This window comes from Pseudoalteromonas sp. SR43-2, assembly GCF_014163885.1.
Lineage (GTDB): Bacteria > Pseudomonadota > Gammaproteobacteria > Enterobacterales > Alteromonadaceae > Pseudoalteromonas > Pseudoalteromonas distincta.
Genome location: NZ_JACJED010000014.1, coordinates 94,514 through 118,414 on the forward strand (window position 1 = coordinate 94,514; position 23,901 = coordinate 118,414).

Sequence of the window (23,901 nt, forward strand, 5' to 3'; positions counted from 1 at the left end):
ATTCTTAGAACTTAAATAAATTCTCATAAATTGTACTATAAATCAGCCAATATTTTATTTTGTGTTGGCAAGTGTTGCTTATTAGTTTCTAATTGGCACTACTTTAATACTAGGAAATGCTCAATGAAAAAAATACTTGTATCACTTAGCTTATTAGCGATGAGTTTCTCAAGCCTTGCAGAAGATATTAACGAAGGTCAACTTCAAAGCTATATGAAAGCACTGCCAGCCGTAACTAGCTGGGCAAGCAGCCAAGAGTCGTTAAAAGACTTAGATTTAGCAAGTATGCTAGGTGGCTCTGCAGATCAAAATGTTGGCGAACAAAGCTCTTTAGCTAACAGCGCATTAAGCATGATTAAAGAACAAGACCTGTACAAAAGCTTTGCGAGTGTTACAAACCGTTACGGTTTTACGCCAGAGCAGCTAGTAACTGTAGGTTCTGAAGTATCAATGGCTTATATCGAAAATCTTAAATCGGGCCTTTCGGCTGATAATCAAGAAACTGCTAATAAAGTAATGGGCGGTTTTCAAAGTATGAAAAGTGCTAAAGATAAAGGCGCTAGCTCATTAATGGGTTCATTTGGTAAGTCATCAAGCGCAGCTGAGGAGTCTACAGAATCTTTAGTAAGCGAAAACAACCTTGAACTTGTGAGCGAATATATGCCACAACTACAAAAGCTTTTTGCACTTTTATAAGTTTTATTGCTTTAAAAAAAGCGGGCTTATCTATCCGTGAAATTAAAACGCGTAAAAAACGCGGGAGTATTCAATACTCCCGCGTTTTTATTTAGCGTACAGATTATTTAAGATCGAACCTGTCTGCGTTCATTACTTTTACCCATGCATTTACAAAGTCATGTACAAAACGTTCTTTATTATCGTCTTGTGCATAAAACTCACTTAGTGCACGTAAAATAGAGTTTGAACCAAACACTAAGTCTACGCGTGTGGCAGTCCATTTAATGGTGCCTGTTTTGCGTTCAACAATATTGTAAAGACCTGGCTCAAGTGGCTTCCAGTTGTTGGCCATGTCGGTTAGGTTTACAAAAAAGTCGGTAGATAGCGTGCCTACATTATCAGTAAATACACCATGTTTAGTGCCTGCGTAGTTTGTGCCTAGTACACGCATGCCGCCCACAAGAGCAGTCATTTCTGGCGCTGTTAAGCCCATTAACTGACTACGCTCTAGTAATAACTCTTCAGCTGATACTGCGTAATCTTTTTTCAGCCAGTTTCTAAAACCATCGTGAATGGGTTCTAGTACATCAAACGATTCTGCATCAGTCATTTCATCTGTTGCGTCTCCTCGCCCTGGTGCAAATGGTACTGTTACATTAACACCGGCTTGTTTTGCCGCTTGCTCTACAGCCGCTGTGCCACCTAAGACGATTAAATCGGCCATGCTTACTGGCTTAGATAAACCCGCTTGTACTTTTTCAAGGGCACTGAGTACACTTGCTAAGCGCTCTGGCTCGTTACCTTGCCAATCTTTTTGTGGTGCTAGACGAATACGTGCGCCATTTGCGCCACCGCGTTTATCAGAACCACGATACGTACGCGCGCTATCCCACGCTGTATTTATTAAATCATTCGCGCTTACACCGCAATCAAGTAGCTGTGCTTTTAAGCTTGTGATTTCATCGTCTGATAATGTGTAATCAACGGCTGGGATTGGATCTTGCCAAATTAGGTCTTCGCTTGGCGCGTCTTTACCTAAGTAACATGCTTTAGGACCTAAATCGCGGTGAGTTAGCTTAAACCATGCGCGTGCAAATACATCAGAGAAGTATTCAAAATCGTTATAAAAACGCTCAATAATTTTACGGTACGCAGGATCCACTTTCATGGCCATATCGGCATCGGTCATCATTGGGTTTAAACGAATTGATGGATCTTCTACATCTACTGGTTTGTCTTCTTCTTTAATATTTACAGGCTCCCACTGATGAGCGCCAGCTGGGCTTTTAGTGAGTTCCCATTCGTAATTTAAAAGTAAGTGGCAGTATCCGTTATCCCATGTTGTTGGGTGTGTAGTCCATGCGCCTTCAAGGCCCGAAGTTACAGTATGACGACCAAAGCCGCCTTCTTTAGTGCTGTTCCAACCTAAACCTTGCTCGTGTACATCAGCTGCTTCTGGCTCTGGGCCTAAATGCTCTGCTTTACCATTACCGTGGGTTTTACCCACTGTATGGCCGCCCACTGTTAATGCTGCGGTTTCTTCGTCATCCATTGCCATGCGTGCAAATGTTTCGCGTACATGAGCCGCAGTTTTAAGAGGGTCTGGTATACCATTAACACCTTCAGGGTTAACGTAAATTAGGCCCATTTGTACCGCCGCTAATGGGTTTTCCATGGTGTCTGGTTTTTCTACATTGTCATAGCGCTCATCACTTGGTGCTAACCATTCTTTTTCAGCTCCCCAGTAAATATCTTTTTCTGGATGCCAAATGTCTTCACGGCCGCCTGCAAAGCCATAAATTTTTAGCCCCATTGATTCGTATGCCATGTTACCTGCAAGGATAAATAAATCGGCCCATGAAAGTTTGTTACCGTATTTTTTCTTAAGTGGCCATAAAAGTCTGCGTGCTTTATCTAAGCTTGCGTTATCTGGCCATGAATTTAAAGGCGAGAAACGTTGGTTTCCGGTACTTGCGCCGCCACGACCGTCAGATAAACGGTACGTACCCGCAGAGTGCCATGCCATACGAATCATTAAACCACCGTAATGACCCCAATCGGCAGGCCACCAATCTTGGCTGTCGGTCATAAAGGTTTTTAAGTCGGCTTTTACTTCGTCTAAATCTAAAGATTTAAATGCTTCTGCGTAGTTAAAATTAGTACCGTATGGATTTGATTTAGTATCGTGTTGATGAAGAATGTCTAAGTTGAGTGTGTTTGGCCACCAATCGGTGTTTACTTTAGAAACAACTGAATTACTACCGTGCATAACAGGGCATTTACCCGCTGTTGGGTTGCTCATTGTGAAATCCTTATAATAGAAAGGTAAAATACTTAATCAATCAGTATTATTGCTTATGTGTTTATAACTTTTTAAAAAGTAACGGTTATTTTTATTTAATAGGCTTACTTTTACTCAGCTTACCTACCTAAGTGCTTACGTATTCTTAATATAGGCGTATAAATTATGCTGCGCCAGCCTCAACATACTATTTAAAACGATTGCTCCAATTTATATTTTTGATTGCCCTTACGTTAATGATGTATTTAACGATAGGCTTAAAGTCGCATTTAAAATAATAGTAAAAAGGTTAGATGGCGCTCATATAAGGTATTACGCAAAATAAAAATACAAAATCGGTGAATCAACCTTAATCTTTTTACTAGACCTGTGATCGAATTGAAAAATTTCGGCGTAATGGTATGTGAAGGGTTTGAAAGTGGCTTTAGTTTACTTAAGTGCACATTGGAATACCCCCCTTCACCATGAAATTGTAGTTAGATAGTTATAATGATAAAGGTGCATTACTTAAGCCCAATGCACCTTTACTTTATAAACCGAATACTTTGAGTATTCTTATATTTTTAACTAGTTGAATTGAATTAAGTATTTGTTCATAAAGATTCAGTTAGTATGAAGTTGTTCTCCTGTGAATCCCTACGACATATTGTTGTTTTAAGCAGTTTTTGCCAGCTCACCTTGAGCTGGTTTTTTTTGCCTATTTTTACTTAAATTACCTGAGCATGGGTAATATGCTCACGCTTTACTCTATTATTGCTAAGCTCGTAAGGCTAAAAAATCCTTACAACTATTGCTCCTATCTAAATTCGGTCAATTTTAATCCTGAAAAGTAAACACGCCCTAGTGCCATTAAGCCCTGCATGTTAAAGTTATTACAGTAATTAATTTAATTAGGCGTACCAATGCGTTATTACCTATCTGTACTTTTTGTTTGTTTAACTTTGTTTTCGGGCATAGTGAATTCTGCTGAAAAACAACCAGCTTCACCTACTGCACAACAAGAACAGCAAGCTCTTCAACAACTCAAAGAGCCTATGTATAAGCCGCTAATGGAGCGTTACATATTAGATGAGCTAAAAGCAGTTAGGCAAGATCAGCAAAAGCTTCGTGAAGATGTAACTAAGCAAGTTACTCATGCGCAGCTTGATACTGCCGATCGCGCATTAACGTACACTACAGATACCATTAATAATGTATTTTTTATAATTACCGCTACGGCGTCGATTTTAGTTTTAGTGGGTTGGAACTCGTTGCGTGATGTTAAAAACAAAGTAGAAGATATTGTAAATACGCGTGTGAGTGTAATTACAGACGAGTATGAAGACCGATTAAAAATTCTTGAAGAAAAACTACGCGTACGCTCAGAAGAAATACTTAGCAACCAAGAGCGCATATCGGTGACTAACGAAGTTCATTCGTTGTGGATGCGCGCAAACCTAGAAAGTGATTTTGCAAATAAGATTGAAATTTTTGATGAAATACTCAATCGCAAACCAGAAGATGTGGAAGCCATTGCTTATAAAGCCGATGCACTACTAGAAATTAATGAAACAGCACAAGCCATTGAGCTGTGTAATCAAGCTATTGATATAGATAGTGACTATGGTTATGCCTATTGGCAACGAGCATGTGCTTATGCACTAACACATAAGCATGCTGATGCCTTAGCCGATATTAAAATGGCGCTTGAATACTCTCCAAACTTACGTAATGAACTATTACATGAAAGCGCATTTGCAAGCCTACATGACAACGACAGCTTTAATACGATAGTAGCGGGTGAAGCCGTTTAAGCACTAAGTATTTAGCCTGTATGATTAGGCGTAACATCATAAAAAAGGGCCTTGGCCCTTTTTTTGTTTTTAAAGGTAAAGTTTGTTGTGTAATTAAGTAATTAGAAGCTACGCTTCTCGCGCGAGCAAGCTTAGCGCTACAGTAGAGTTAAGATCTAAAGTGATTAATTCACAAAGAGGTTTAGAGACGCTGCGCTTTTAGAGGAGAGCTTAGAAGTTAAAATAATCAGAAGTTGCGCCTCTAACATGAGCAACAAGTCATACTCTAAACTTAGTATAAACACTTCTGTTGACGCAGGTTATAAGCTTTTGAAGCAACGATTGTACTTTTATAATGCCGAGTCAGCATTGGTTTTGCTCTTCTCATTTGCTCCTCCTTTTCTTCTCTGCGTGCATATTGTTTTTTAGGGCTGTTATACACAAATAGGTTTAGAGATGCTGCGCTTTTAGAGTAGTTAGCTTAAGTAATTAGAAGCTGCGCTTCTCGCGCGAGCAAGCTTAGCGCCTACCTGAGAAACTTACACTCAGCAATTTAATTTACCTGTAGACGCGCTGCTTGCAGGCGTTTAAAAACGTAGTTTTTAGGATGGGTGATTAAGTAATTAGAAGCTGCGCTTCTCGCGCGAGCAAGCTCTGCGCCTACAACACAGCGAATCACGTCAAAATGCGATGCAATATTGTATAGTGGCTCATTTTCTTCAGGCATAAAAAAAGCCGCATAAAATGCGGCTTTGGAGGTTTAGTCTCACTTCACTTTGGGCGTGTCTCCAAAACTTAGTGAATACGTTACCAAGGAACTGTTATATTGATTAGATAGACTCTAATGCAATTTTAACCATTTCGTTAAACGTGCTTTGACGCTCATCAGCAGGTGTTGCTTCGCCAGTAATTACGTGGTCACTTACTGTAAATAATGCCATTGCGTTTGCGCCGTATTCAGCTGCAACGCCGTATAAACCAGCTGTTTCCATATCTACTGCTAGCATGCCTAACTTGTCTAAATCTTTATAGAATGAGTCGTCTGCTTGGTAGAAAGTGTCGGTTGTAAATACGTTACCTACTTTTGCTTCTATTCCTAGCTCTTTAGCGGCGATTACACCGTTTAAAAGTAAGTCAAAGTTAGCAATAGCAGCAAAGTCGTAGCCACGAACACGTGCACGGTTTACGTTTGAATCTGTGCTTGCACCTTGTGCAAAAATTACGTCACGGATTTTGATATCTGTGCCAATACCGCCACACGTACCAATACGTATAATATTTTTAACGCCAAAGCTTACAATTAGCTCACGTGCATAAATAGACATTGATGGAATGCCCATGCCTGAACCCATGATGCTTACTGGCTTACCTTTGTAAGTACCAGTGAAACCGTACATGTTACGAACACCTGTAACTTGTACTGCATCATCTAAAAAGTTTTCAGCAATATATTGCGCACGTAGCGGATCGCCTGGCATTAATACTGTTTCGGCGAAATCACCAACGTTTGCACTGATATGCGGAGTACTCATTAATTGTTTTCCTTTTTATTTGGCGTTGTTAGCTCATTTAAGAAGCTGTCGCCGTAATCAAGCGCAGATAAGTTAAACCACTGTGCCAGTGTTTGACCGATATCTGCAAAGCTGTTGCGCTCACCTAGTGGTGTGTTACTCATACCTGGTTTATATGCAATAACCGGTACGTATTCGCGAGTGTGCTCAGAACCTGGAAAGGTTGGGTCACAACCGTGATCTGCAGTGATCATTAATATGTCATCTGCGTTTAACTGCTTTAGTATAGTTGGTAAATAGTCATCAAATTCTTTTAATGCTTTTGCATAACCTACTGGGTTACGGCGATGACCAAATTTTTCATCAAAATCAACTAGGTTAGTAAATATTAAGCTATGTTCTGGTGCGCTTTTCATTACTTCACTGGTTTTTTCTAGCAAGTTCATAAGCCCGGGTGCTTTATGCTTTTGGGTTATGCCCTGATGCGCGTAAATATCTGAAATTTTACCAATACTAATTACTTCGCCGCCGTCTTTTGCTAGTACATCTAGCAATGTTGGTGCTGGCGGAAGCACTGAATAGTCGCGACGGTTACCCGTTCGAGCAAAGTCTTGGCTATTTGAACCCAAAAATGGCCGCGCAATCACTCGTCCTATATTCATTTCATCAAGTAGCGCCCGTGCGATTTCGCAAACTTGATAAAGCTTCTCTAGGCCGAATGACTCTTCATGCGCGGCTATTTGAAACACGCTATCAGCTGAGGTGTAACAGATTGGTTTACCTGTTTTTACGTGCTCTTCACCTAGCTGTTCTAAAATGGTTGTTCCCGATGCATGGCAGTTGCCTAAAATGCCAGGAATACCAGTACGAGCTATAAACTCGTCTATAAATTCTTGTGGGAAACTTGGCTGTGTTTTTGGGAAATATCCCCAATCAAATAACACAGGTACTCCTGCCATTTCCCAATGACCTGATGGCGTGTCTTTTCCGCTAGATAATTCTTTAGCGTAACCCCATGCTCCTTGAGAAGCTTGGCGGTCTGAAATTAAACACGGTTCTCCACCGGCAGCTTCACATGCATCCACTAACCCAAGTTTTGATAGGTTAGGAAGCGATAATGCAGCGCCTGTTTCGTCGTAATATGCTTTTAGTAAGTGAGCGAATGTATTAGCCCCAAGATCGCCGAATTTATCTGCATCTGGTGCTGCACCGATTCCTAGGCTATCTGCCATTAAGATAATTGCTCTTGCCATTTTGACCTCACTTTGATTCTAGGTGGTTACTTTATCCGCTGATCGATTTTTCCGTACAGGACAAAAGTCCTGTTTCATAAAACCTAAACATTATAAATTTGCATTCTTAAGCGAAGCAAAAGAGATTAATCGTGTCTTTTTTGCTATTGTGATCTACCAACAATATATCCTTCTGTGTGGGTGAGAACTTTAGTGACACGAACTACTATTATAGCTATTGCAGGCGCGTCTGCGTCGGGCAAATCTCTTTTTAGCCAAACTATATACAATGAATTGGTTAATGAGCTTGAACCAGGCGCTATCGCCATTATTGAAGAAGATGCTTACTACAAGGATCAGTCGCATTTACCGATGGCGCATCGTACGCAAACGAATTACGACCATCCTGATGCATTTGAACATGCGTTAATGCTTGAGCATTTAACACAGCTTCGTAGTGGAAATTCAGTTGAAGTACCAACGTATGATTATGCACAGCATACACGTAGCGAGAAAACTCGCCGAGTGCCTGCTGCTAAAATACTCATTGTTGAAGGTATTTTATTATTGAGTGACAAAGCGCTTAATAAAGAATTTGATATTAAGGTGTTTATAGATACGCCTTTAGATATTTGCTTAATGCGTCGTATGCAACGTGATATGGAGCAACGAGGCAGAACATTACAATCTGTTGTTGAGCAGTATCAAGCAACTGTTAGACCGATGTTTTATCAATTTATTGAGCCTTCTAAGCATAACGCAGATTTAGTTGTGACTCGAGGCGGCATGAACCGCGTTGCGATTGATATAATAAAAAGTAAGATAAAATATTTACTACAAGAATAACAACGGGAAACATTTGTATGACAACATTTATGAGCTTAGTAGGCATGTGTGTGCTACTAAGCATTGCCTTTGCGGCATCAACTAATCGCAAGGCAATTAATTTGAGAACCGTTGGTATAGCATTTGCGATGCAAGTGGTTATTGGCGGTTTTGTCCTGTTTTTTGAAGCAGGAAAAAATGTGTTAACGAGCATGTCAGCAGCCGTATCGTCGGTTATTGGTTATGCAAACGACGGTATTGGTTTTTTGTTTGGCCCACTTGCCTCACAAGACACATTAGGTTTTATTTTTGCGATTCAAGTTTTGCCCGTTATCGTGTTTTTCTCAGCACTTGTTGCTGTGTTGTATCACCTTGGCATTATGGATTGGATAATTAGGATTTTAGGCGGTGGTTTACAAAAATTATTGAAAACCTCTCGCACAGAATCGCTTTCAGCGACGGCAAATATTTTTGTTGGCCAAACTGAAGCACCGCTGATAGTTAAGCCATTTATAGCAACAATGACTAAATCGGAATTGTTTGCAGTAATGGTAGGTGGCTTAGCCACTGTGGCAGGCTCTGTAATGGCCGGTTATGTTATTATTGGTGTAGATCTTAAGTATTTAATAGCAGCGAGCTTTATGGCTGCTCCAGGCGGTTTTTTAATGGCCAAGATGATTGTGCCAGAAACTGAAACACCTAAAGATAACTTAGCTGATTTAGATTTAGATGACGAAGATAAGCCTGTAAATGTAATTGATGCAGCAGCATCAGGTGCAGCAAACGGTATGCATTTAGCACTTAATGTAGGTGCAATGTTACTTGCTTTTGTAGCGCTAATTGCACTACTAAACGGTTTATTAGGTGGTATTGGTGGGTGGTTTGATTACCCAACATTAACGCTTCAAGAAATATTAGGTTATGTATTTGCTCCTGTTGCATGGTTACTAGGTGTGCCATGGGATGAGGCAATTATAGCCGGCAGCTTTATTGGTCAAAAGATAGTAGTGAACGAGTTTGTTGCTTACTTAGACTTTATAAATTATCGTGATACGTTAAGCGCGCACACACAAGCAATTGTTACTTTTGCTCTATGTGGCTTTGCTAACTTATCATCGATAGCCATTTTACTAGGTGGGTTAGGCGGTATGGCGCCTAGTCGGCGGAAGGATATCGCACGCTTAGGGCTCAGAGCAGTGTTAGCAGGATCTATGGCTAACCTTATGAGCGCAGCAATTGCTGGGTTTTTCCTCTCGCTAGCTTAGAAACTTATTGAGATGAACACCGGTGTTGCAAAACAAGAGGATAGCGCTTTAAGGGGTTAAAGCTCTATCTGACTTGAACGATACTTCACCAAGGGCCGCAAGGCCCTTTTATCGTTTTAGGCCTTCCACATTTATACACTCCCCAACCTTCAAGCTATTTAACCTTATTTATGGTTATATAACTCAAATAAACCAATATCTTAGTAACAAATTCACATAAATATTTTTTGTGTTTTTCGTATTTTCATCCACACTTATATTACTTAAGCTAACCGACTAACGATCCGCTATTGTGAAATATATTCTTTATTCTCTTTTTTTAATTTGTTCTGTGTATGTTCAAGCAAAAGAACCCATCCTTGTTGTTACAGAGTTAGCACCGCCAAACCAGGTGTTGATTGATGGTGAGGTAGCAGGTGAAGGCACTCAATTTATTAGAGATATATTTGCTGAGGCTGATCTAACACCTAACATTCAAATGTACCCTTGGGCACGTGCTTATAAAATTGCAGATGAGCTTAAAAATACCTTTATATACAGCCTTGCACGCACTGTAGAGCGAGAAGACAAATTTTATTGGATAGGACCTGTCGGACGTTTTGAACTAGGCTTTATTGGCCTATCAGAGCGAGATGATCTTATTATAAACACTACTGAACAAGCCAAAGTGTACAAAATTGCTATGCAGCGCAATGACTTTTCAACACAAACCCTCGCAAAACTGGGGTTTGAAGTTGTTTTAACCTCTGATATTCAAAAGTCATACTCTTTACTACTAGCTAAAAAAGTAGATTTAATTGTAGATGATCCTTTGTTCATGCAGCAGATGAGTGATTATCTAAAGCTCAAACCAGCACACTTAAAGTTTATTTATAAAATAGATGAGCTAACAATTGATGCTTATTTAGCTGCAAATAAAAAAACAGATATGCATTTAATAGAAGCACTGCAAGCTGCATTTTTAAAAATAAAGCAAAAGAAAGGGCTGCCTTACAGGCACTAACATTAGCGCTTATAACGTTTTTTATAAGCCGAAAAGTTATCCTTCTTTTTAAGCTTTTCAAACTCCCTATTAAAACGCTCTACAATGTAATTGGGTACTGATTTATTAAACGCGATGTAGTTACCTGCTATCTCAGGTAATGGTAATTCCTGCAGCCTAACGACATCGTCTTCACTATACCCAAAAGGCGAAAGTTGATAACCAATGGTGTATTCAGAGCCTAAAATCAAATCTATTTTACTATTTAAAAACAAGTGCATATATTGCTTTTCATCACCTATGGACAAAAGGTTTTTACCTGCTTCAAACCCTACTTTTTTAACTATAGATTCGTAAATATCCCCTCTTACGATAGCAAGTGAAAACTGCTTAGCTTCATTTAAGCTATTCATTTTTAACTGAGTATTTTTTTTAAGTTTATAAAAAAATGTTTCACTGGATGCCAAAGGCCCTACCCAATTAAAAATAGGCGTTCTTTGAGATGTTTTAGCGATAGAGATAATACCTGAATGCTTTTCTTTTTGGACTAAGCTGTAAGCACGTTTCCAAGGAAGTATTTTAAATTCACAGGTAATGTCTGACGCAATGCATACATCTTTTACAATATCGAGATTTATGCCAACAAGCTGACCCGCTTTGTTTTCAAAATTGTATGGCGAAAAGTGCTCAGTGTAGACCGTGAGCTTGAAATCTTCAGCCTGTGCGTAATGACTAATAAATATAAAAACAAGTATAAGGAAGGATTTAATGATAACGATACCTACTGATGAACTTACATTAATAATAGGTGCAGCTTAGGTTGTGTCAAATTTCAGACACAAAAAAAGCGCCTTAAGCGCTTTTTTTCATTTTACTTAAAAAGTAAAATTATACAGCTGTGATGTTATCAGCTTGTGGACCTTTTTGACCTTGTGAAAGAGTGAACTCTACACGTTGGCCTTCAGCTAAAGTTTTGAAACCTTCGCTTTTGATTGCTGAGAAATGTGCGAAAACGTCTGGGCCATTTTCTTGCTCGATGAAACCAAAACCTTTAGACTCGTTGAACCACTTAACTGTACCTGATACGATGTTAGACATTGTAATATCCTGATATAAAATAAAAAATATGCTCATAAGAGCGGGTGTAGCAAAAAATGAGATGGTACTTTAAAAACTTCAGGACGGTACTACAAGTATTACTTATACAACATCGAAATGGAGATTTATAGCTTACATGCTTTCTTTCTAGCTGCAGCCCACTATATAGATTTTTTAAAATATGTCAAGTACCTATCTATAATCAGAATAATAAACAACCAAAACTACTTTTAGTTGTTATTAAAATTCAAATTCTAATGCGAGCCTAAAACTATGGTTTTTTTCTGATTGGCTTATCTCAGTGATGAAACCCGCTTCCCATTTTAATTGCTTTTGCCCATCAAAGCGCTGTAAACCTATAAAGCCAGGCCCGATACCAATAAAGTCTTCACCTACGTAAGCCTCTATAGAAGGCTGGAAAGCAGAGCTATATCGATAGCGATATTGTGCTCTAAACTCACTTTCCCATTCGTTTTTAATGTCTTGCCCCCACTCATAAACCAAAAAAGCATTTAGCGTAAGACTTGTTTTTCCAAATTCTTTTTCGATCACAAAACCCGAAGTTGCCTCATACACATCTTCGTTATGCTTTTTTTCAAGCTCAAATAACGCGCCCCAATCAGCCCATAATTTACCTTGTTCAATTAATTGCCAACGTAGTTCAAGCTCATAAGCTTCTAAACCAAAGTCGCCGTTGTCATCTCGCTCACCAACTAAATAGCCTTCTAGTGCCATTGTATCGTTAATAGCACCGCCACCACCCAAACGCTGCGCTAGTATGTTGCCACTATCTGTTTGGTGCGACACTAACCGCCATTCAAACTCTCGCTCAAAAGGTAAAACATAGGGGTGATATACCTTATCAACAACAATTCCATCGGCCTTTGCTGGGATTGAAAGTACCAACAAACAAAAAACGGTAAAGCTAAGCGCTAAATATAGGTTGAGTGCTTTCATACACGTTCCTTAGATATTGAAGCCGAAATAACATAACAAAGTGATAAAAATATCACGCTACTTGTACTATATATAAGTACACTCATTAGATCCGGGGTAGCCTCGTAACCAACAAGGGCACGCAGTACGCGCCCGAGCTCAGAGTTTTCGCTTAATACATCGCGTAAATCCCACACGGTTGCGGTGTTGGTAATTAAGTCTATTTGGCTTGCCAAATCTAGTGCAACTAATAACTTAGCCGCGCTGTTAAAAGCAAGCAAAGTAAAAAGCGGATACATACCAAAGCGGTGCTTAATTGCATTCATTAAAAAGCACAGCAATACGCTAAAACTTAAACAAATTCCAACACCTAATAAAGTGCCAATAAATAAGCTTTGCCCTGCATCATTACTTTGCCAAAAACTGGTGAGGTAAATAATATAGTGGCTTAAATACAATGTTATTGTGCTTATAACAGCAATATAAAAAGCCGCTGATTTTTGTTTTATTGCAAATACTAATACGGCTATAAATATAGTAATACATAGCCCTATTTGTGAGTACTCTAACCCTTGGTGTTCAAACCACTGGCTCACCCATGATGCACTTTGCATGTACAAAAACGACATGAGCGCGCCAATTAATAAAGCAGACCCTATTTTTAAAGCGCTTTGTTTTTTAACTACTTGTAGTAGCACTAATAAAATAGCCACAGGTAGTAATTGATTAAGGCTCATGACTAAACTAGTTATTAGCATGCTGCGCCTCCTCATCACCAACTATTACAACGCCCCTTGCTGTATTGGGCGAAAACTCACCAAAAAATTCGTAATACCCTTTACTAAGCGGCCCTATATAAATAATGCTTTTACGGTTTGGGTAGAGTACTTTTTCTCTGTTTAGATCAAAGCTATCAAACTCTTCAGGTGTGCTATCTTGGTTTTCTATCAATAGTTTTACTTTTTTATTCGCGGGAATGGTAATTTGTGAGGGATAGAACAAATGATCTTTTAAAATAATAAGGTACTCTTTACTCGCCGCGTTAAACGACAAAAATAGCAAACAACAAAGGCACTGATTAAATAGACGTTTAGTCACTTTTCACTCCTGAAAAAGTAACCTTAACGGTTAGTCCGCCTAAAGGGCTATTCGCTAAATGAATAGTTGCGCCATAAATAGCAATTATGTGTTGAACAATCGCCATACCTAAACCAGCACCTTGCTCGCCTGATGGATGCTGATCACCACCTACGCGATAAAAGCGATTGAATATTCGCTCTTTTTGCTCTTCAGTCATACCCGCACCAGAATCATCAATTTGCCAACTAAAGCCGTTATTACTTGATACTAATTTAATTATAATTTGACCATTTTTGGGTGTGTACTTTATGGCGTTGCTAAGTAAATTAGCGATGAGTGTGGTTAATGTAAACTCATCACCATTAATAACAAAATCATCGCCTTCAAGACTAATGGTTTGGTTTTTTTCATCTATTTTGTCGTATTGCTCCGATACGACTTGCTGAGTAATCGTTAGCAATGATTGTTCGCTAAATTGCCTCTGCCATTGTTCAGGCTGAGTGCGCCCTAAAATTAGCATTTGCTCAACAATATTACTTAAACGGTTAATGCCCTGCGACATAGCTTGTAATTCTTGATGGTCTTGCAGATTACTTTGTTTATTAGCCAAATTATGCACATTAATTTTTAAACTACTAAGCGGGGTACGTAACTCATGGGCTGCATCTGAGGCAAAAAATCGCTCCCGTAAGTAGGCAGTTTCTACGCGTTTAAATAAGTCGTTTAAACGATTAATAACCGGTTTAATTTCTTCATCGGTTACTTGCCAGTTAATTGGCGTAAAATCGTTAGCTTGGCGAGACGCCAACTGCTTAGATAATCGGGTAAGAGGGGCTAATGCGTATTTAACAAAAAAGCTAATAAAAATAGCAAGCAGAGGGACTGCCCATAGCATAGGTAACATTGCGGATAAAATAACGGCTTCAGCTAATTCAAAACGCTTTGCCATTGGTTCAGCAACGATGACTTTACGGGTGTTTTTACTCATCACAAATACCCGCATACGCTGCCCTGCTAGATTGGCCGTTTGAAAGCCCTCGCTAAAACTAATTTGGTTATTCGTTAAACTCGATGAGCCACTAAGTAAATTATTATTTTGCCAAATTTGATACAACAACTGAGCGCTATTATTACTTACTTGTACTGCATCTGTGCTTAGTGCCAATGGTTGCTCAATTAAAACGCCAGCCACTATTTTAAGCTCATCATCAAGCAAAATTTCGCCGTGGTGCATACTTTTTTGATAGCCTTTTACTAATGCTAAAAAGCAAGTTAGCACCATCATTGAAAGTAAAATTAAGGTCAGACGTTTACGAATAGACATTTTCAACCTCGAAAAACAAATACACCCTAACGCTTACCAACCACGTAGCCAATGCCACGTAAGGTTTTAATAAAATCGCTAGGGAATTTTTTACGAAGATGATGAATATGCACCTCTATGGCATTAGAGCCAACTTCTTCACCCCATTGGTAAAGTTTGTTTTCGAGTTGTTGTTTTGATTGTACCCTTCCCTGATTTTCCATCAGCGCTTTTAAAAGCATATATTCTTTTCGCGGTAGTGTAAGTGACTGCCCACTTAGTTTAACTGTATGAGCAGAAGTATCCATTACTACATCACCACAGCGCAATAAGCATGATTGCGTTTGGTTAATGCGCCGGCTTGCTACACGTAAACGGGCAAATAGCTCAGCGGGGTCAAACGGCTTTGCAAGGTAATCATCTGCCCCCATATCGAGCCCTTGGACTTTGTCGTCAATACTGCCGCGAGCAGTTAAAATAACCACCGGTATTACTTTTTTTTGCGCTTTAATATGCTTTAAAACTTGCGAGCCATCGCCATCAGGCAATCCTAAATCGAGAATAACAAGCTCAATTTCACCACTAGAAAGGCACTCTAAGGCGTGTTTTACTGTGCCACTATGCTCTACGCTGTAGCCCTCTTGACGCAAAGAGCGAATAAGTCCTTGCGCCACTAAATGATCGTCCTCAACGAGTAATAAATGCATTATCTGTTTATCTTTTTAATTTTTTATCTACTTTTGCCAATAGCTGACTTATTGCTTGTTGACGATATTTATCTGCTTTTGCCCGAGTATCACGAATCCCAGCAGCTTGTGCTACGAGTAGTCGTGCTTTAGCTTGTTTATAATCGCCTTCGTCATACAAGTATTCACCGTATAAGTAATTAGTATCAATGCCTTCGAGATTAAAAGCGAGCGCTTGTTTAAATAATTTTTCAGCTTTGTCGTCATCACCAAAACCAATTGGCCAACCAGGTACTTTGCTATAAAGCGTTGCAAGGCTTGCGTAAGCTGAGCCATTTAATGCAGTGCCATCAATCGAGAGTGCATTTTCGAGTGACGCTTTTGCTTCTTTTGCTAAACCAAGTGCGCCCAAGCCCCCTTTTGCGCCAGCAAAACTAGCTAACACAATGCCATTCCAAATATGTGTTTGCGCTGAGCTTGGATAGTTTTTAACAAATAATGCGCTTTGCTCACTTAGTTGCGTAAACGCGTCTATTTGCGCATCGTCTTCAAGTTCGTAATTAGCAATTGCCCACTTTTGTTGAATATCGGTTAAGTCTTGCGCTTCATCTGCGTGTACTGCAGTTGCAAATACAGAGGTTAGTATTAAATAAAATGCGAGTGTAAATTTATACATAATTTTGCCCTTGTGTGTTTGTTAACTTAAAAAACGTTTAATTTTAGGAAGTTGCTTTGCAATAGCATTATCAACAACGTTTGGGAATACGCCATTTATGCGTGCAAATAATTTTTCAGGAAAACCAATAAAGCGCCTTGTTTGGTTTGAACTTATAAGTGCTAATAACTCTTGAGCAACTAATTCTGGCGAGTCCATTTTATTACCGAGTTCTTTATTCAGCGCACGGGTTTTGCTGTTATTAATGGTGGTGTCAGTGGCTCTTGGTGCTAGGTAAGCGACTTTAACACCCGAACCGTTTAGTTCGCGCGAAAGCGCCTCTGTAAAGCCACGTAAACCGAATTTACTGGCGCAATAAAGCGTTTGAAACGGGTAGCCAATACTGCCAAACGATGATCCCACGTTAACAATAGTGCCTTTGGTATACGCTAACTGCCCTAAAAATAGCTGGCATAATTTAATAGGCACCGACAAATTAGTAATGAGCATATTATCTATTTGCTCATTACTTGTGTGCTCTAAGCTTTGCATTGTATTTATACCGGCATTGTTAATAAGTAACTTAACGCCGCCGAGTTGCTTAGCTTTTATTGCTAGGTTAATACGTGCTGTATCGTCGGTTAAATCGCCCGTAAATATTTCACTGTCTGGGCATGCACGGCTCAGTTTTTCAAGGGCTTGGGTATTTCGCCCTACAAGCAGTAACTTCCACCCTTTTGCATATAGGGCTTTAGCAATCGCTTGCCCTATTCCGCCTGTTGCACCAGTGAGCACACACAAAGAACTACTCATGCCAATTTGCCTTGTGCACGTGCTTTAAAAAATGGTTCGTCATCGAGTCCACGAAATATATCGCCGTATAAACGATAAAAGCACTTTGCACCATGAAGTATGGCTTGCTGATCCGCCTCGTCTGTTATTTGGTTCATTAGGTTTTCAAAAAACTTTACATGCTCTATATCAAGCGCGCCGTGAGAGGTTAAATAACTAAATGCTTTTTTAGGTAAGCCCACAGCATTTGCAATGTTTGAAGCCGCGCCATCAGCAAGCGCTATAGAAGTGCCTTCAAGCACATGCACCATGCCAAAAAAGCTCAACGGATTTTTACGTGCAATGGAGTCGTACGCATACGACACCATCATTTCGGTAGCAAATTGCGGCTGACTACACCGTACTGTTTCTTTGTCAAAACCACAGGCTGCAATGTCATTAAGTACCCACTCTTGATGACCAATCTCTTCTTCAATATATTCTGCGACTGCTTCGCGCAGCCATTCTTGATCGTCGGTTAATCGTGCACCAACCGACATCATTAATGGCACAGTGTGCTTAACATGGTGATACGCTTGCGCTAAAAACGAGGCGTATTCTTCAAGTGATGCTTCGCCTTTAAAAACACGCTGGATAATCGGCGCTGCAAGCAGGTAGTTTTGTTCTTGTTTAGTTTGCTCTTTAAGGGTGTTAAAAAAATCACTCATTAATTACTTCTCCAAGTCGGTAAAATTGCTCAAACACAGCATGGTACTGCTTACTTATGGCACCTCGTTTTGGGCGATTATTTGTTGTTAATAATCCTTGTTGCACACTTAATGGAGCAGCTAAACGATGCCACTTTTGAATTCGAGCATAGTCGGGTAGTTGTTTATTAATTGCGTTAACGTATTGCGCTAACGCTGGGTTACTTAGCTTTGAATCGGCGTAAATAATGGCGGTTAAAAAAGGTCGACCTTCACCAAACACAACCGCTTGTAAAATACCGCTTTGGCTGAGTAATAGTGATTCAGGCCACTCGGCACTGATGTTGCGACCCATACTGGTAATAATTAGATTTTTTAATCGGCCTTTTATCAATAAAGTATTTTGACGCTGCTCGACTAGATCGCCGGTTGCATACCACTGGTTTTTGTTGTGAGGTTGATGGTTTAAGTAACCTAAAAACAAATCGCCTTTTATAAAAAGCTGACCATTTTCAATTTTGGTTCGAATATGAGGTAACACAGAGCCAGCACTGTGGATGTTATCGTTTGTGGGTGTATTTAAACTAACGACAGATGCCGCCTCAGACAGCCCATAGCCTTGGTATACCGGTAAATTTAAGCTACGCGCTTTGGTTAATAGCATTTCGCTGACAAGCGCACCACCTACTGCAATAAACTGTAACGAACTAGGCGGTTGCCACCCATCTTCTGCAAAAGTAACTAAGCATGCTAATAGTTCAGGCACTAAAATAAGCGTATTTGGCTTAACTTTATCAATAGCAGCTATAAGCTGTGCGGGCTGTTTTAATGCAGTACCAACAAAGCCTAATTTATTTAACGGCATTAAATGCACTGTACCGCCACTTTTTAAAGGGGCATACACACCGGCTATATTTTCAAGCAATACAGCAAGCGGCAATAAACATAAATGCACAGGCTTTTTAATATTAATTTTATCGCACAGAGATTGAGCTACCTGCATTTGGCTCTTTGCAGATAAACACACGCCTTTTGGTTGCCCAGTCGATCCTGATGTAAACGTTACTTTTTGAGTTTCTGGAAAATAACTGCCGGGGTTAGCTACAACGATTTCGTAAATATATAATGTGTAAAACTCAAATAAAGTAATCGATGCAGTCGGCTCCCCAAGTAAAGGGTTTGCCGTGTCGCTCATAAATAAATGTGCGCCACATTGAGCTAGTACATATTGAGTTTGTTGTTCACTAAAAAAGTGAGCAATTGGCACAGCCACTTTATTAGAAACTGCAGCAGCGGCATCAATAACAAGCCAAGCTGGCGTATTATCGAGCTTATAAGCAATACATCTGCCGTTAAAGCTTTGTAGTATTTTTACTACTTTTTGTATTTGCTGGTTAAACTCACCACCGTTAATTTCAAGTGTTTGATCTTTATTATGGGCAATAATTAATGGCGATACTGCATGGGTATTATAGTAATTCATACATTCACCAACGCATTTACCAAAGAATTGATATTTGAGTGGTTTTGCTGCATCAAACTAAAAAGCATTGGGGTATTTAATACTTGTTGGTGAGCTTGCTCTAGGCTCGCAATACATACTGTTGGTTGGTTAGCGTAGTAACTGCCCCACTTTAATGGATTCTCAACTACAAAACTGCTCGCAAGTGCAATTTCGGTACACGTAACACCAAGTAAGCGCAATAAAGCACGCACTTTGTTGGTTGCACAAAACACCAAATGTTTTGCCCCTACACTTTGTAGAGCCTCGTTAACAATAATAAAATGTGCCAGTGTTGCTCTTCGATTTGTAGAGCAGAGATTACCAAGTTCAAAAATTTTATTGCGAGAAATACTCTCATTTAAAAAATCTTCAACGGGTGATGCTAAATACTGTTCAATAAATAATGGCGAAGTTGCTTGCCTTAAACCCAATGTGCATTGCCCTTCGTTTGTCGTGTATTGGCAAAGTAATGGCATAAAAGAGGTAAGCGTGGCGTTATAAGCGACTAAAAACCCTTCTTTAACTGTGTTTTCTAACGCACTTCTATGCTCATCATTAATGCGAGCACTAACAAAGCGTGAGTTATTTTGAATATAAACGGGTGATGAAGGTAGGTGTGCTAATTGCATAAACATCGCTCATATAAAGTGTATGTTTGTAACTTAGCGAGCGAAACTTAAAGAAGACTTAAGAAACCTTAATTTAAATAAAAAAGCGCCTTAATTATTAAATTAAGACGCTTCAGGATGAAAACTGTTTAAAAGCTTAATAATCTATTAAAAATTATAAGCTATCGACATTTTAAATTGCGTAGGCGCCCCCGGATAAACCCACAAAGCGTTGTAACTACTTTGAGCGTAGTCTTCATTAAAAATGTTATTAATGCTCACATTTAGCTCTGTTTTATCTGTTAAATTTAATTGACCAAACAGGCCGACCAATTCGTAACTTGGTAGTCTAAAGCTCAAATCTGCGGCATCACCTAGGCGGCTGCTGGTATATTGGTAACTTGCACCAAATTCAAGCTCTTTACCCATTAATGCTGTTTGATGGCTAAGTGTAAGGTTTAGATTGTTTTTTGGTACATTTACCAGTGGGCTGCCTTTTTCTATTGGCACGCCCCAATCGGCATTAATAATGTCGTTTGCTGTGGTGGCATCTATATAGGCGTACGATAAGTTAAATGCTGTTGCATCGGTAATATAGGTATTTAAATCAAGCTCAAACCCTTTGCTATCAGCTTTACCAATGGGAGCCGAAAAACCAACGTTTACAGGGTCTGCTACTAACATATTACTTTTAGAAGCATCAAAAAATGCCACAGTACCGTTTACACCTAAGTATTCAAACTTAGCACCAACTTCAAACGAGTCGCTGTACTCAAAGCCAAACGGGTCGCCGTTTGCATCAGTACCGCTCAGTGGTAAAAAGCCTTCAGAGTAACTGCTGTAAAAAGTTATAGTATTATTTAGTTCATACACTACGCCAACGCGTGGGCTTATTTGGCTTTCAGAGCTGGTCGAAAACACACCGCTGTTTGTTTCTAAAATATCTTGGTCTACGCTGTCAAACCTTAGGCCCACTAATAGCTTAAATTTGTCGGTAATATCCATTTGGTCTTGAACATAAATACCGTACGCCTTTTGCTCTTCGTCGTTTTCGTAAAGCAAGCTTACTGCTGGGCGTTCAACATCGTAGTTTGGCTCAAAAATATCAACAGTATAAGTGCCGTTACCGCCTCGATAGCGAGAAAGCGCAGTGCGTAAATCGTACTTGTATGCATCAGCACCTATTAACATATGGTGCGTAATACCGGCTGTGTCTACACTGCCGCTTAGCTCAAACTTTACACTTAAATCTTCTACCTCGTAGTCGCGATAGCGCTGCTGGCGAGTAAGTGTGCGGCCATCGTCAAATAACGATTGGCGCGATGGCGAAAGTTCTGCATCTGACGAAAAACCCGTTAAGCTAGAGTCTCGATAATTTGCACCTACAACTAACGACCATTCATCGTTAATATCATGATTTAACGTAATTTGATGACCGCGCGAATATACCTGAGTGTCTCCATCGTTTGGGTTACCTAAATAGCGCGAGCTTGGTACGGTGTCAAAATCGTTATCGAGTACGACAACACCACGGTCGAATAGCTGAGCTAAATCTACGTATTCAAACTCATAAGTTACACTGGTCGATGCGTTTATTTGATGATATATAGATGGCGTAATCACCTTTTTATTGGTGTATACCTCATCGCGGTAGCTATCACTATCTTGCCATGCGCCATTTATTCTAAACGCGGTGGTATCGTTAATGCCGCTGGTGTAATCGCCTTCAACGCGATTAAAACTGTCGCTGCCTAAGCTTAGCTTTATCTCGCCTTGTGAGTCAAACTGTGGCTTTTTAGTTACAATATTTACAGTCCCGCCTGGCTCTGAACGCCCATAAAGTGCTGAGCCTGGGCCTTTTAGCACTTCAATGTAGTCAATGTTAGATACATCACGCGGGCCGCTAAAACCACGCCCACCGCTAAAGCCATTAACTAAATAGCCCGATGGCATGTTTTCGTTACCCGAAAGGCCACGAATAGAAAAGCTATCCCACAATGCACCGCTATTGTTTTTACGTGAAATACTAGCTGAAAAATCAAGCGCATCTTGTAGTTGAGTAATTCCTTTTTTATTAAGCTCAGCACTATTAATACTAACTATAGATTGTGGCATTTGCTTTTGAGGAATATCACCGCGATAAGCTTGTTTATAAGTGACAGATATTTTTTCGATTTCTTCTTTTTGATCTTGCGCAATACTGGGCGCACTAATTCCTAGGCAGGCTAAATAAATTAAAGAGTACTTCATGTGATTGATTAACTAAGCAAGTGTTATAGTATAACAAAATTGTAGCATGTGTTACTTTATAACAAAACTTCTTTTTAAAAAATCACTGAGCGATTAATTAATGCACTAGCGACTGCCGTGTCATCACGTTAGTATAGTGTTCTACATAAGTTACATAACGATAATTACATGAGCATAAAAACAAACGCGTTAATTTACTTTTTAGCTTTTTGCAGCGGTTTTTGCATTATGGGGATTGAACTTTTAGGAGGGAGAATTCTCGCCCCTTTTTTTGGTAGTAGCGTACATATTTGGGGCAGTATAATTACAGTATTTATGCTTAGTTTATCTTTTGGGTATTTACTTGGCGGTAAACTCAGCACTAAAAATGCATCACTTACCAAATATGGTTTAATATTTTTAATAGCCAGCATTATGGTGGTGCCTATTACATTATTTTCGCAGCCAATAATGGAATTTATATTTACCCATATTGAAGATAGCCGCTACGGCTCACTCTTAGCGTCAACTGCTTTATTTTTTATACCTACCGTTATTTTAGGCATGATCTCCCCCTACTCTGTGCGCTTACTGGTAACCGATAGCGATAAAAGCGGCCAAGTGGCTGGGCGTTTATACTTTGTAAGTACGCTTGGCAGTGCTCTGGGTACTATAATTACCTCGTTTTACTTTGTACTCGCGTTTGACGTAAATACTATTATTAGCGCCTTTGCTCTAACGCTTGGGTCACTGGGTTTAGTCGCGATGGTAATTAATACCTTGGCTAATAATAAGGAGCTTGCTCATGCTTAAATATTTACTACTGCCGTTAATTGCATTTTCGGGTTTTACGTGTAGTAAAGTTATCCACGAAGAGCGCTCGCTTTATCGCAATATTATTGTTGAAGAAACGAGCGACTTACGTTGCCTTAAATTTAATACTAAAAGTAGCCAAACAAGCCAAAGCTGTATGTATAAGAACAATCCCGACAAACTTGTTTTTAACTACACTAAACTTACTTTTGCGAGCCTTTTAGTAGCCGATAACCCTAAAAATGTACTTATTATAGGGCTAGGTGGCGGTACGCTTTCTAACGTTATTCATGAGCTATACCCAACTGCAAAAATTCATAATGTTGAAATAGATCCCGCAGTAACTAAAGTTGCACGCGATTACTTTAACTTTATAGAAAACGATTTAGTGACATCAAGCGTGCAAGATGGCCGTATTTTTATAAAACGTGCCGCAATTAAAAAACAAAAGTACGATTGGATTATTTTGGATGCATTTAACGGCGACTATATTCCAGAGCATTTGCTTACTAAAGAGTTTTTTGAAGAAGTACAAAGCGTATTAGCCGAAGGCGGTGTTATAGCTGCAAATACGTTTTCAAGTAGTAAACTTTATGAACATGAGTCGGCAACTTACCACGCTGTATTTGGCGACTTTATAAATGTAAGTCGCGAAAATCGTAGTAACCGTATTATTTTAGCGGGACTTAAATCAATGCCGAGCAAAGCGCAAATTAACACGCGTTTAAATGCTCTCGCCCCTAAATTAGTAAAATACGGTATAGACATAAAAGCGATTAGCCAATTTATGCAATTTACTAAAAACGATCAAGATTGGCCCGCAGATACAAAAGTACTTACCGATCAATACTCCCCAGCTAATTTACTTAACTTTTAAACTCCTGCTAAACCTCACCATTTTTACAAGTGAGGTTTAGCAAATATTTTGCCACTTCCCGCACTTA

At 39.5% G+C, this 23,901-nt stretch carries 24 protein-coding genes; 7 read left to right on the plus strand and 17 right to left on the minus strand.

The features are described 5' to 3' along the window. Window positions 1–123 precede the first annotated feature (123 nt). Window positions 124–696 (plus strand): short-chain dehydrogenase, encoded by a 573-nt coding sequence (locus H5120_RS12910; protein WP_182674808.1) that lies wholly within the window; start codon window positions 124–126, stop codon window positions 694–696. A 103-nt stretch (window positions 697–799) separates the two neighbouring features. Here H5120_RS12910 and katG read toward each other — a convergent pair whose 3' ends face one another. Continuing rightward, window positions 800–2,980: a catalase/peroxidase HPI gene (katG, locus tag H5120_RS12915; protein WP_182674810.1), complete on the minus strand. Its 2,181-nt coding sequence runs from the start codon at window positions 2,978–2,980 to the stop codon at window positions 800–802. A gap of 902 nt (window positions 2,981–3,882) precedes the next feature. On the opposite strand from katG, the gene H5120_RS12920 reads away from it, so the two are divergent. Next, window positions 3,883–4,773 (plus strand): TPR end-of-group domain-containing protein, encoded by an 891-nt coding sequence (locus H5120_RS12920; protein ID WP_182674812.1) that lies wholly within the window; start codon window positions 3,883–3,885, stop codon window positions 4,771–4,773. A gap of 532 nt (window positions 4,774–5,305) precedes the next feature. Here the strand turns inward: H5120_RS12920 and H5120_RS12925 are convergent. The 3 genes from H5120_RS12925 to H5120_RS12935 form a co-directional block, all read right to left on the minus strand. Continuing rightward, window positions 5,306–5,479 (minus strand): hypothetical protein, encoded by a 174-nt coding sequence (locus tag H5120_RS12925; RefSeq protein WP_182674814.1) that lies wholly within the window; start codon window positions 5,477–5,479, stop codon window positions 5,306–5,308. Window positions 5,480–5,582: 103 nt separating this feature from the next. Next, on the minus strand, window positions 5,583–6,284 hold the full coding sequence (deoD, locus tag H5120_RS12930; protein ID WP_182674817.1) for a purine-nucleoside phosphorylase: 702 nt from the start codon (window positions 6,282–6,284) through the stop codon (window positions 5,583–5,585). After that, window positions 6,284–7,516: a phosphopentomutase gene (locus H5120_RS12935; RefSeq protein ID WP_149592761.1), complete on the minus strand. Its 1,233-nt coding sequence runs from the start codon at window positions 7,514–7,516 to the stop codon at window positions 6,284–6,286. The genes deoD and H5120_RS12935 overlap by 1 nt, the downstream gene beginning before the upstream one ends. A 192-nt stretch (window positions 7,517–7,708) precedes the next feature. Here H5120_RS12935 and udk point away from each other — a divergent pair, with 192 nt between their 5' ends. From udk to H5120_RS12950, 3 genes are all read left to right on the plus strand, one after another. After that, entirely contained in the window at window positions 7,709–8,341 is a 633-nt protein-coding gene (gene udk, locus H5120_RS12940) for a uridine kinase (protein WP_024596281.1), read from the plus strand. A gap of 17 nt (window positions 8,342–8,358) precedes the next feature. Then, window positions 8,359–9,585 carry a NupC/NupG family nucleoside CNT transporter gene (locus tag H5120_RS12945; protein WP_039488805.1) on the plus strand — a complete coding sequence of 409 codons (1,227 nt, stop codon included), beginning with the start codon at window positions 8,359–8,361 and terminating at the stop codon, window positions 9,583–9,585. A gap of 292 nt (window positions 9,586–9,877) precedes the next feature. Then, complete coding sequence (locus tag H5120_RS12950) at window positions 9,878–10,588, plus strand: ABC transporter substrate-binding protein (RefSeq protein ID WP_182672722.1); 711 nt, start codon at window positions 9,878–9,880, stop codon at window positions 10,586–10,588. A gap of 2 nt (window positions 10,589–10,590) precedes the next feature. Here the strand turns inward: H5120_RS12950 and H5120_RS20120 are convergent, their stop codons facing one another. The 13 genes from H5120_RS20120 to H5120_RS13015 all read right to left on the minus strand — a co-directional run bounded on the left by H5120_RS20120 (window position 10,591) and on the right by H5120_RS13015 (window position 22,165). After that, on the minus strand, window positions 10,591–11,373 hold the full coding sequence (locus tag H5120_RS20120; RefSeq protein ID WP_310735977.1) for a transporter substrate-binding domain-containing protein: 783 nt from the start codon (window positions 11,371–11,373) through the stop codon (window positions 10,591–10,593). 82 nt (window positions 11,374–11,455) lie between these two features. Further along, window positions 11,456–11,665 (minus strand): cold-shock protein, encoded by a 210-nt coding sequence (locus tag H5120_RS12960; RefSeq protein ID WP_002959120.1) that lies wholly within the window; start codon window positions 11,663–11,665, stop codon window positions 11,456–11,458. A 240-nt stretch (window positions 11,666–11,905) separates the two neighbouring features. Then, window positions 11,906–12,622, minus strand: coding sequence for a hypothetical protein (locus H5120_RS12965; protein ID WP_182674819.1), 717 nt, complete (start codon window positions 12,620–12,622; stop codon window positions 11,906–11,908). Further along, complete coding sequence (locus H5120_RS12970; protein ID WP_182674821.1) at window positions 12,619–13,359, minus strand: iron transporter; 741 nt, start codon at window positions 13,357–13,359, stop codon at window positions 12,619–12,621. Before H5120_RS12970 ends, H5120_RS12965 begins: the two co-directional genes overlap by 4 nt. Then, complete coding sequence (locus H5120_RS12975; RefSeq protein WP_039488807.1) at window positions 13,346–13,699, minus strand: cupredoxin domain-containing protein; 354 nt, start codon at window positions 13,697–13,699, stop codon at window positions 13,346–13,348. The genes H5120_RS12970 and H5120_RS12975 overlap by 14 nt, the downstream gene beginning before the upstream one ends. After that, a complete protein-coding gene (locus H5120_RS12980) occupies window positions 13,692–15,005 on the minus strand; it encodes an ATP-binding protein (RefSeq protein WP_182674823.1) in 1,314 nt (437 codons plus the stop codon). Before H5120_RS12980 ends, H5120_RS12975 begins: the two co-directional genes overlap by 8 nt. A gap of 26 nt (window positions 15,006–15,031) precedes the next feature. Then, on the minus strand, window positions 15,032–15,691 hold the full coding sequence (locus H5120_RS12985) for a response regulator transcription factor (RefSeq protein ID WP_182674825.1): 660 nt from the start codon (window positions 15,689–15,691) through the stop codon (window positions 15,032–15,034). Between the two features lie 7 nt (window positions 15,692–15,698). Further along, window positions 15,699–16,346: a hypothetical protein gene (locus H5120_RS12990; protein ID WP_039488809.1), complete on the minus strand. Its 648-nt coding sequence runs from the start codon at window positions 16,344–16,346 to the stop codon at window positions 15,699–15,701. Between the two features lie 21 nt (window positions 16,347–16,367). Then, window positions 16,368–17,138: an SDR family oxidoreductase gene (locus tag H5120_RS12995; protein ID WP_182674827.1), complete on the minus strand. Its 771-nt coding sequence runs from the start codon at window positions 17,136–17,138 to the stop codon at window positions 16,368–16,370. Next, a complete protein-coding gene (locus H5120_RS13000; RefSeq protein WP_182674828.1) occupies window positions 17,135–17,824 on the minus strand; it encodes a TenA family transcriptional regulator in 690 nt (229 codons plus the stop codon). Before H5120_RS13000 ends, H5120_RS12995 begins: the two co-directional genes overlap by 4 nt. Continuing rightward, entirely contained in the window at window positions 17,817–19,286 is a 1,470-nt protein-coding gene (locus H5120_RS13005; protein ID WP_182674830.1) for an AMP-binding protein, read from the minus strand. The genes H5120_RS13000 and H5120_RS13005 overlap by 8 nt, the downstream gene beginning before the upstream one ends. Continuing rightward, a complete protein-coding gene (locus H5120_RS13010) occupies window positions 19,283–19,936 on the minus strand; it encodes a thermostable hemolysin (RefSeq protein ID WP_182674833.1) in 654 nt (217 codons plus the stop codon). Before H5120_RS13010 ends, H5120_RS13005 begins: the two co-directional genes overlap by 4 nt. Before the next feature lie 147 nt (window positions 19,937–20,083). Next, on the minus strand, window positions 20,084–22,165 hold the full coding sequence (locus tag H5120_RS13015; RefSeq protein WP_182674835.1) for a TonB-dependent siderophore receptor: 2,082 nt from the start codon (window positions 22,163–22,165) through the stop codon (window positions 20,084–20,086). A 168-nt stretch (window positions 22,166–22,333) separates the two neighbouring features. On the opposite strand from H5120_RS13015, the gene H5120_RS13020 reads away from it, so the two are divergent. Continuing rightward, a complete protein-coding gene (locus H5120_RS13020; protein ID WP_182674838.1) occupies window positions 22,334–22,957 on the plus strand; it encodes a fused MFS/spermidine synthase in 624 nt (207 codons plus the stop codon). Next, window positions 22,950–23,834 carry a spermidine synthase gene (locus H5120_RS13025; RefSeq protein ID WP_182674840.1) on the plus strand — a complete coding sequence of 295 codons (885 nt, stop codon included), beginning with the start codon at window positions 22,950–22,952 and terminating at the stop codon, window positions 23,832–23,834. Before H5120_RS13020 ends, H5120_RS13025 begins: the two co-directional genes overlap by 8 nt. The last annotated feature ends 67 nt before the right edge of the window (window positions 23,835–23,901 follow it).

What these genes read in the sequence shown, in the direction of transcription:
- H5120_RS12925 (WP_182674814.1), bottom strand. Translation starts at nt 5,479, where the DNA reads ATGCCTGAAGAAAATGAGCCACTATACAATATTGCATCGCATTTTGAC.
- H5120_RS12980 (WP_182674823.1), bottom strand. Translation starts at nt 15,005, where the DNA reads ATGTCTATTCGTAAACGTCTGACCTTAATTTTACTTTCAATGATGGTG.
- deoD (WP_182674817.1), bottom strand. Translation starts at nt 6,284, where the DNA reads ATGAGTACTCCGCATATCAGTGCAAACGTTGGTGATTTCGCCGAAACA.
- H5120_RS12910 (WP_182674808.1), top strand. Translation starts at nt 124, where the DNA reads ATGAAAAAAATACTTGTATCACTTAGCTTATTAGCGATGAGTTTCTCA.
- H5120_RS13005 (WP_182674830.1), bottom strand. Translation starts at nt 19,286, where the DNA reads ATGAATTACTATAATACCCATGCAGTATCGCCATTAATTATTGCCCAT.
- H5120_RS13000 (WP_182674828.1), bottom strand. Translation starts at nt 17,824, where the DNA reads ATGAGTGATTTTTTTAACACCCTTAAAGAGCAAACTAAACAAGAACAA.
- H5120_RS13020 (WP_182674838.1), top strand. Translation starts at nt 22,334, where the DNA reads ATGAGCATAAAAACAAACGCGTTAATTTACTTTTTAGCTTTTTGCAGC.
- H5120_RS13015 (WP_182674835.1), bottom strand. Translation starts at nt 22,165, where the DNA reads ATGAAGTACTCTTTAATTTATTTAGCCTGCCTAGGAATTAGTGCGCCC.
- H5120_RS12945 (WP_039488805.1), top strand. Translation starts at nt 8,359, where the DNA reads ATGACAACATTTATGAGCTTAGTAGGCATGTGTGTGCTACTAAGCATT.
- H5120_RS12990 (WP_039488809.1), bottom strand. Translation starts at nt 16,346, where the DNA reads ATGTATAAATTTACACTCGCATTTTATTTAATACTAACCTCTGTATTT.
- H5120_RS13025 (WP_182674840.1), top strand. Translation starts at nt 22,950, where the DNA reads ATGCTTAAATATTTACTACTGCCGTTAATTGCATTTTCGGGTTTTACG.
- katG (WP_182674810.1), bottom strand. Translation starts at nt 2,980, where the DNA reads ATGAGCAACCCAACAGCGGGTAAATGCCCTGTTATGCACGGTAGTAAT.
- H5120_RS12935 (WP_149592761.1), bottom strand. Translation starts at nt 7,516, where the DNA reads ATGGCAAGAGCAATTATCTTAATGGCAGATAGCCTAGGAATCGGTGCA.
- H5120_RS12920 (WP_182674812.1), top strand. Translation starts at nt 3,883, where the DNA reads ATGCGTTATTACCTATCTGTACTTTTTGTTTGTTTAACTTTGTTTTCG.
- H5120_RS12970 (WP_182674821.1), bottom strand. Translation starts at nt 13,359, where the DNA reads ATGCTAATAACTAGTTTAGTCATGAGCCTTAATCAATTACTACCTGTG.
- H5120_RS13010 (WP_182674833.1), bottom strand. Translation starts at nt 19,936, where the DNA reads ATGCAATTAGCACACCTACCTTCATCACCCGTTTATATTCAAAATAAC.
- H5120_RS12995 (WP_182674827.1), bottom strand. Translation starts at nt 17,138, where the DNA reads ATGAGTAGTTCTTTGTGTGTGCTCACTGGTGCAACAGGCGGAATAGGG.
- H5120_RS12985 (WP_182674825.1), bottom strand. Translation starts at nt 15,691, where the DNA reads ATGCATTTATTACTCGTTGAGGACGATCATTTAGTGGCGCAAGGACTT.
- H5120_RS12960 (WP_002959120.1), bottom strand. Translation starts at nt 11,665, where the DNA reads ATGTCTAACATCGTATCAGGTACAGTTAAGTGGTTCAACGAGTCTAAA.
- H5120_RS12965 (WP_182674819.1), bottom strand. Translation starts at nt 12,622, where the DNA reads ATGAAAGCACTCAACCTATATTTAGCGCTTAGCTTTACCGTTTTTTGT.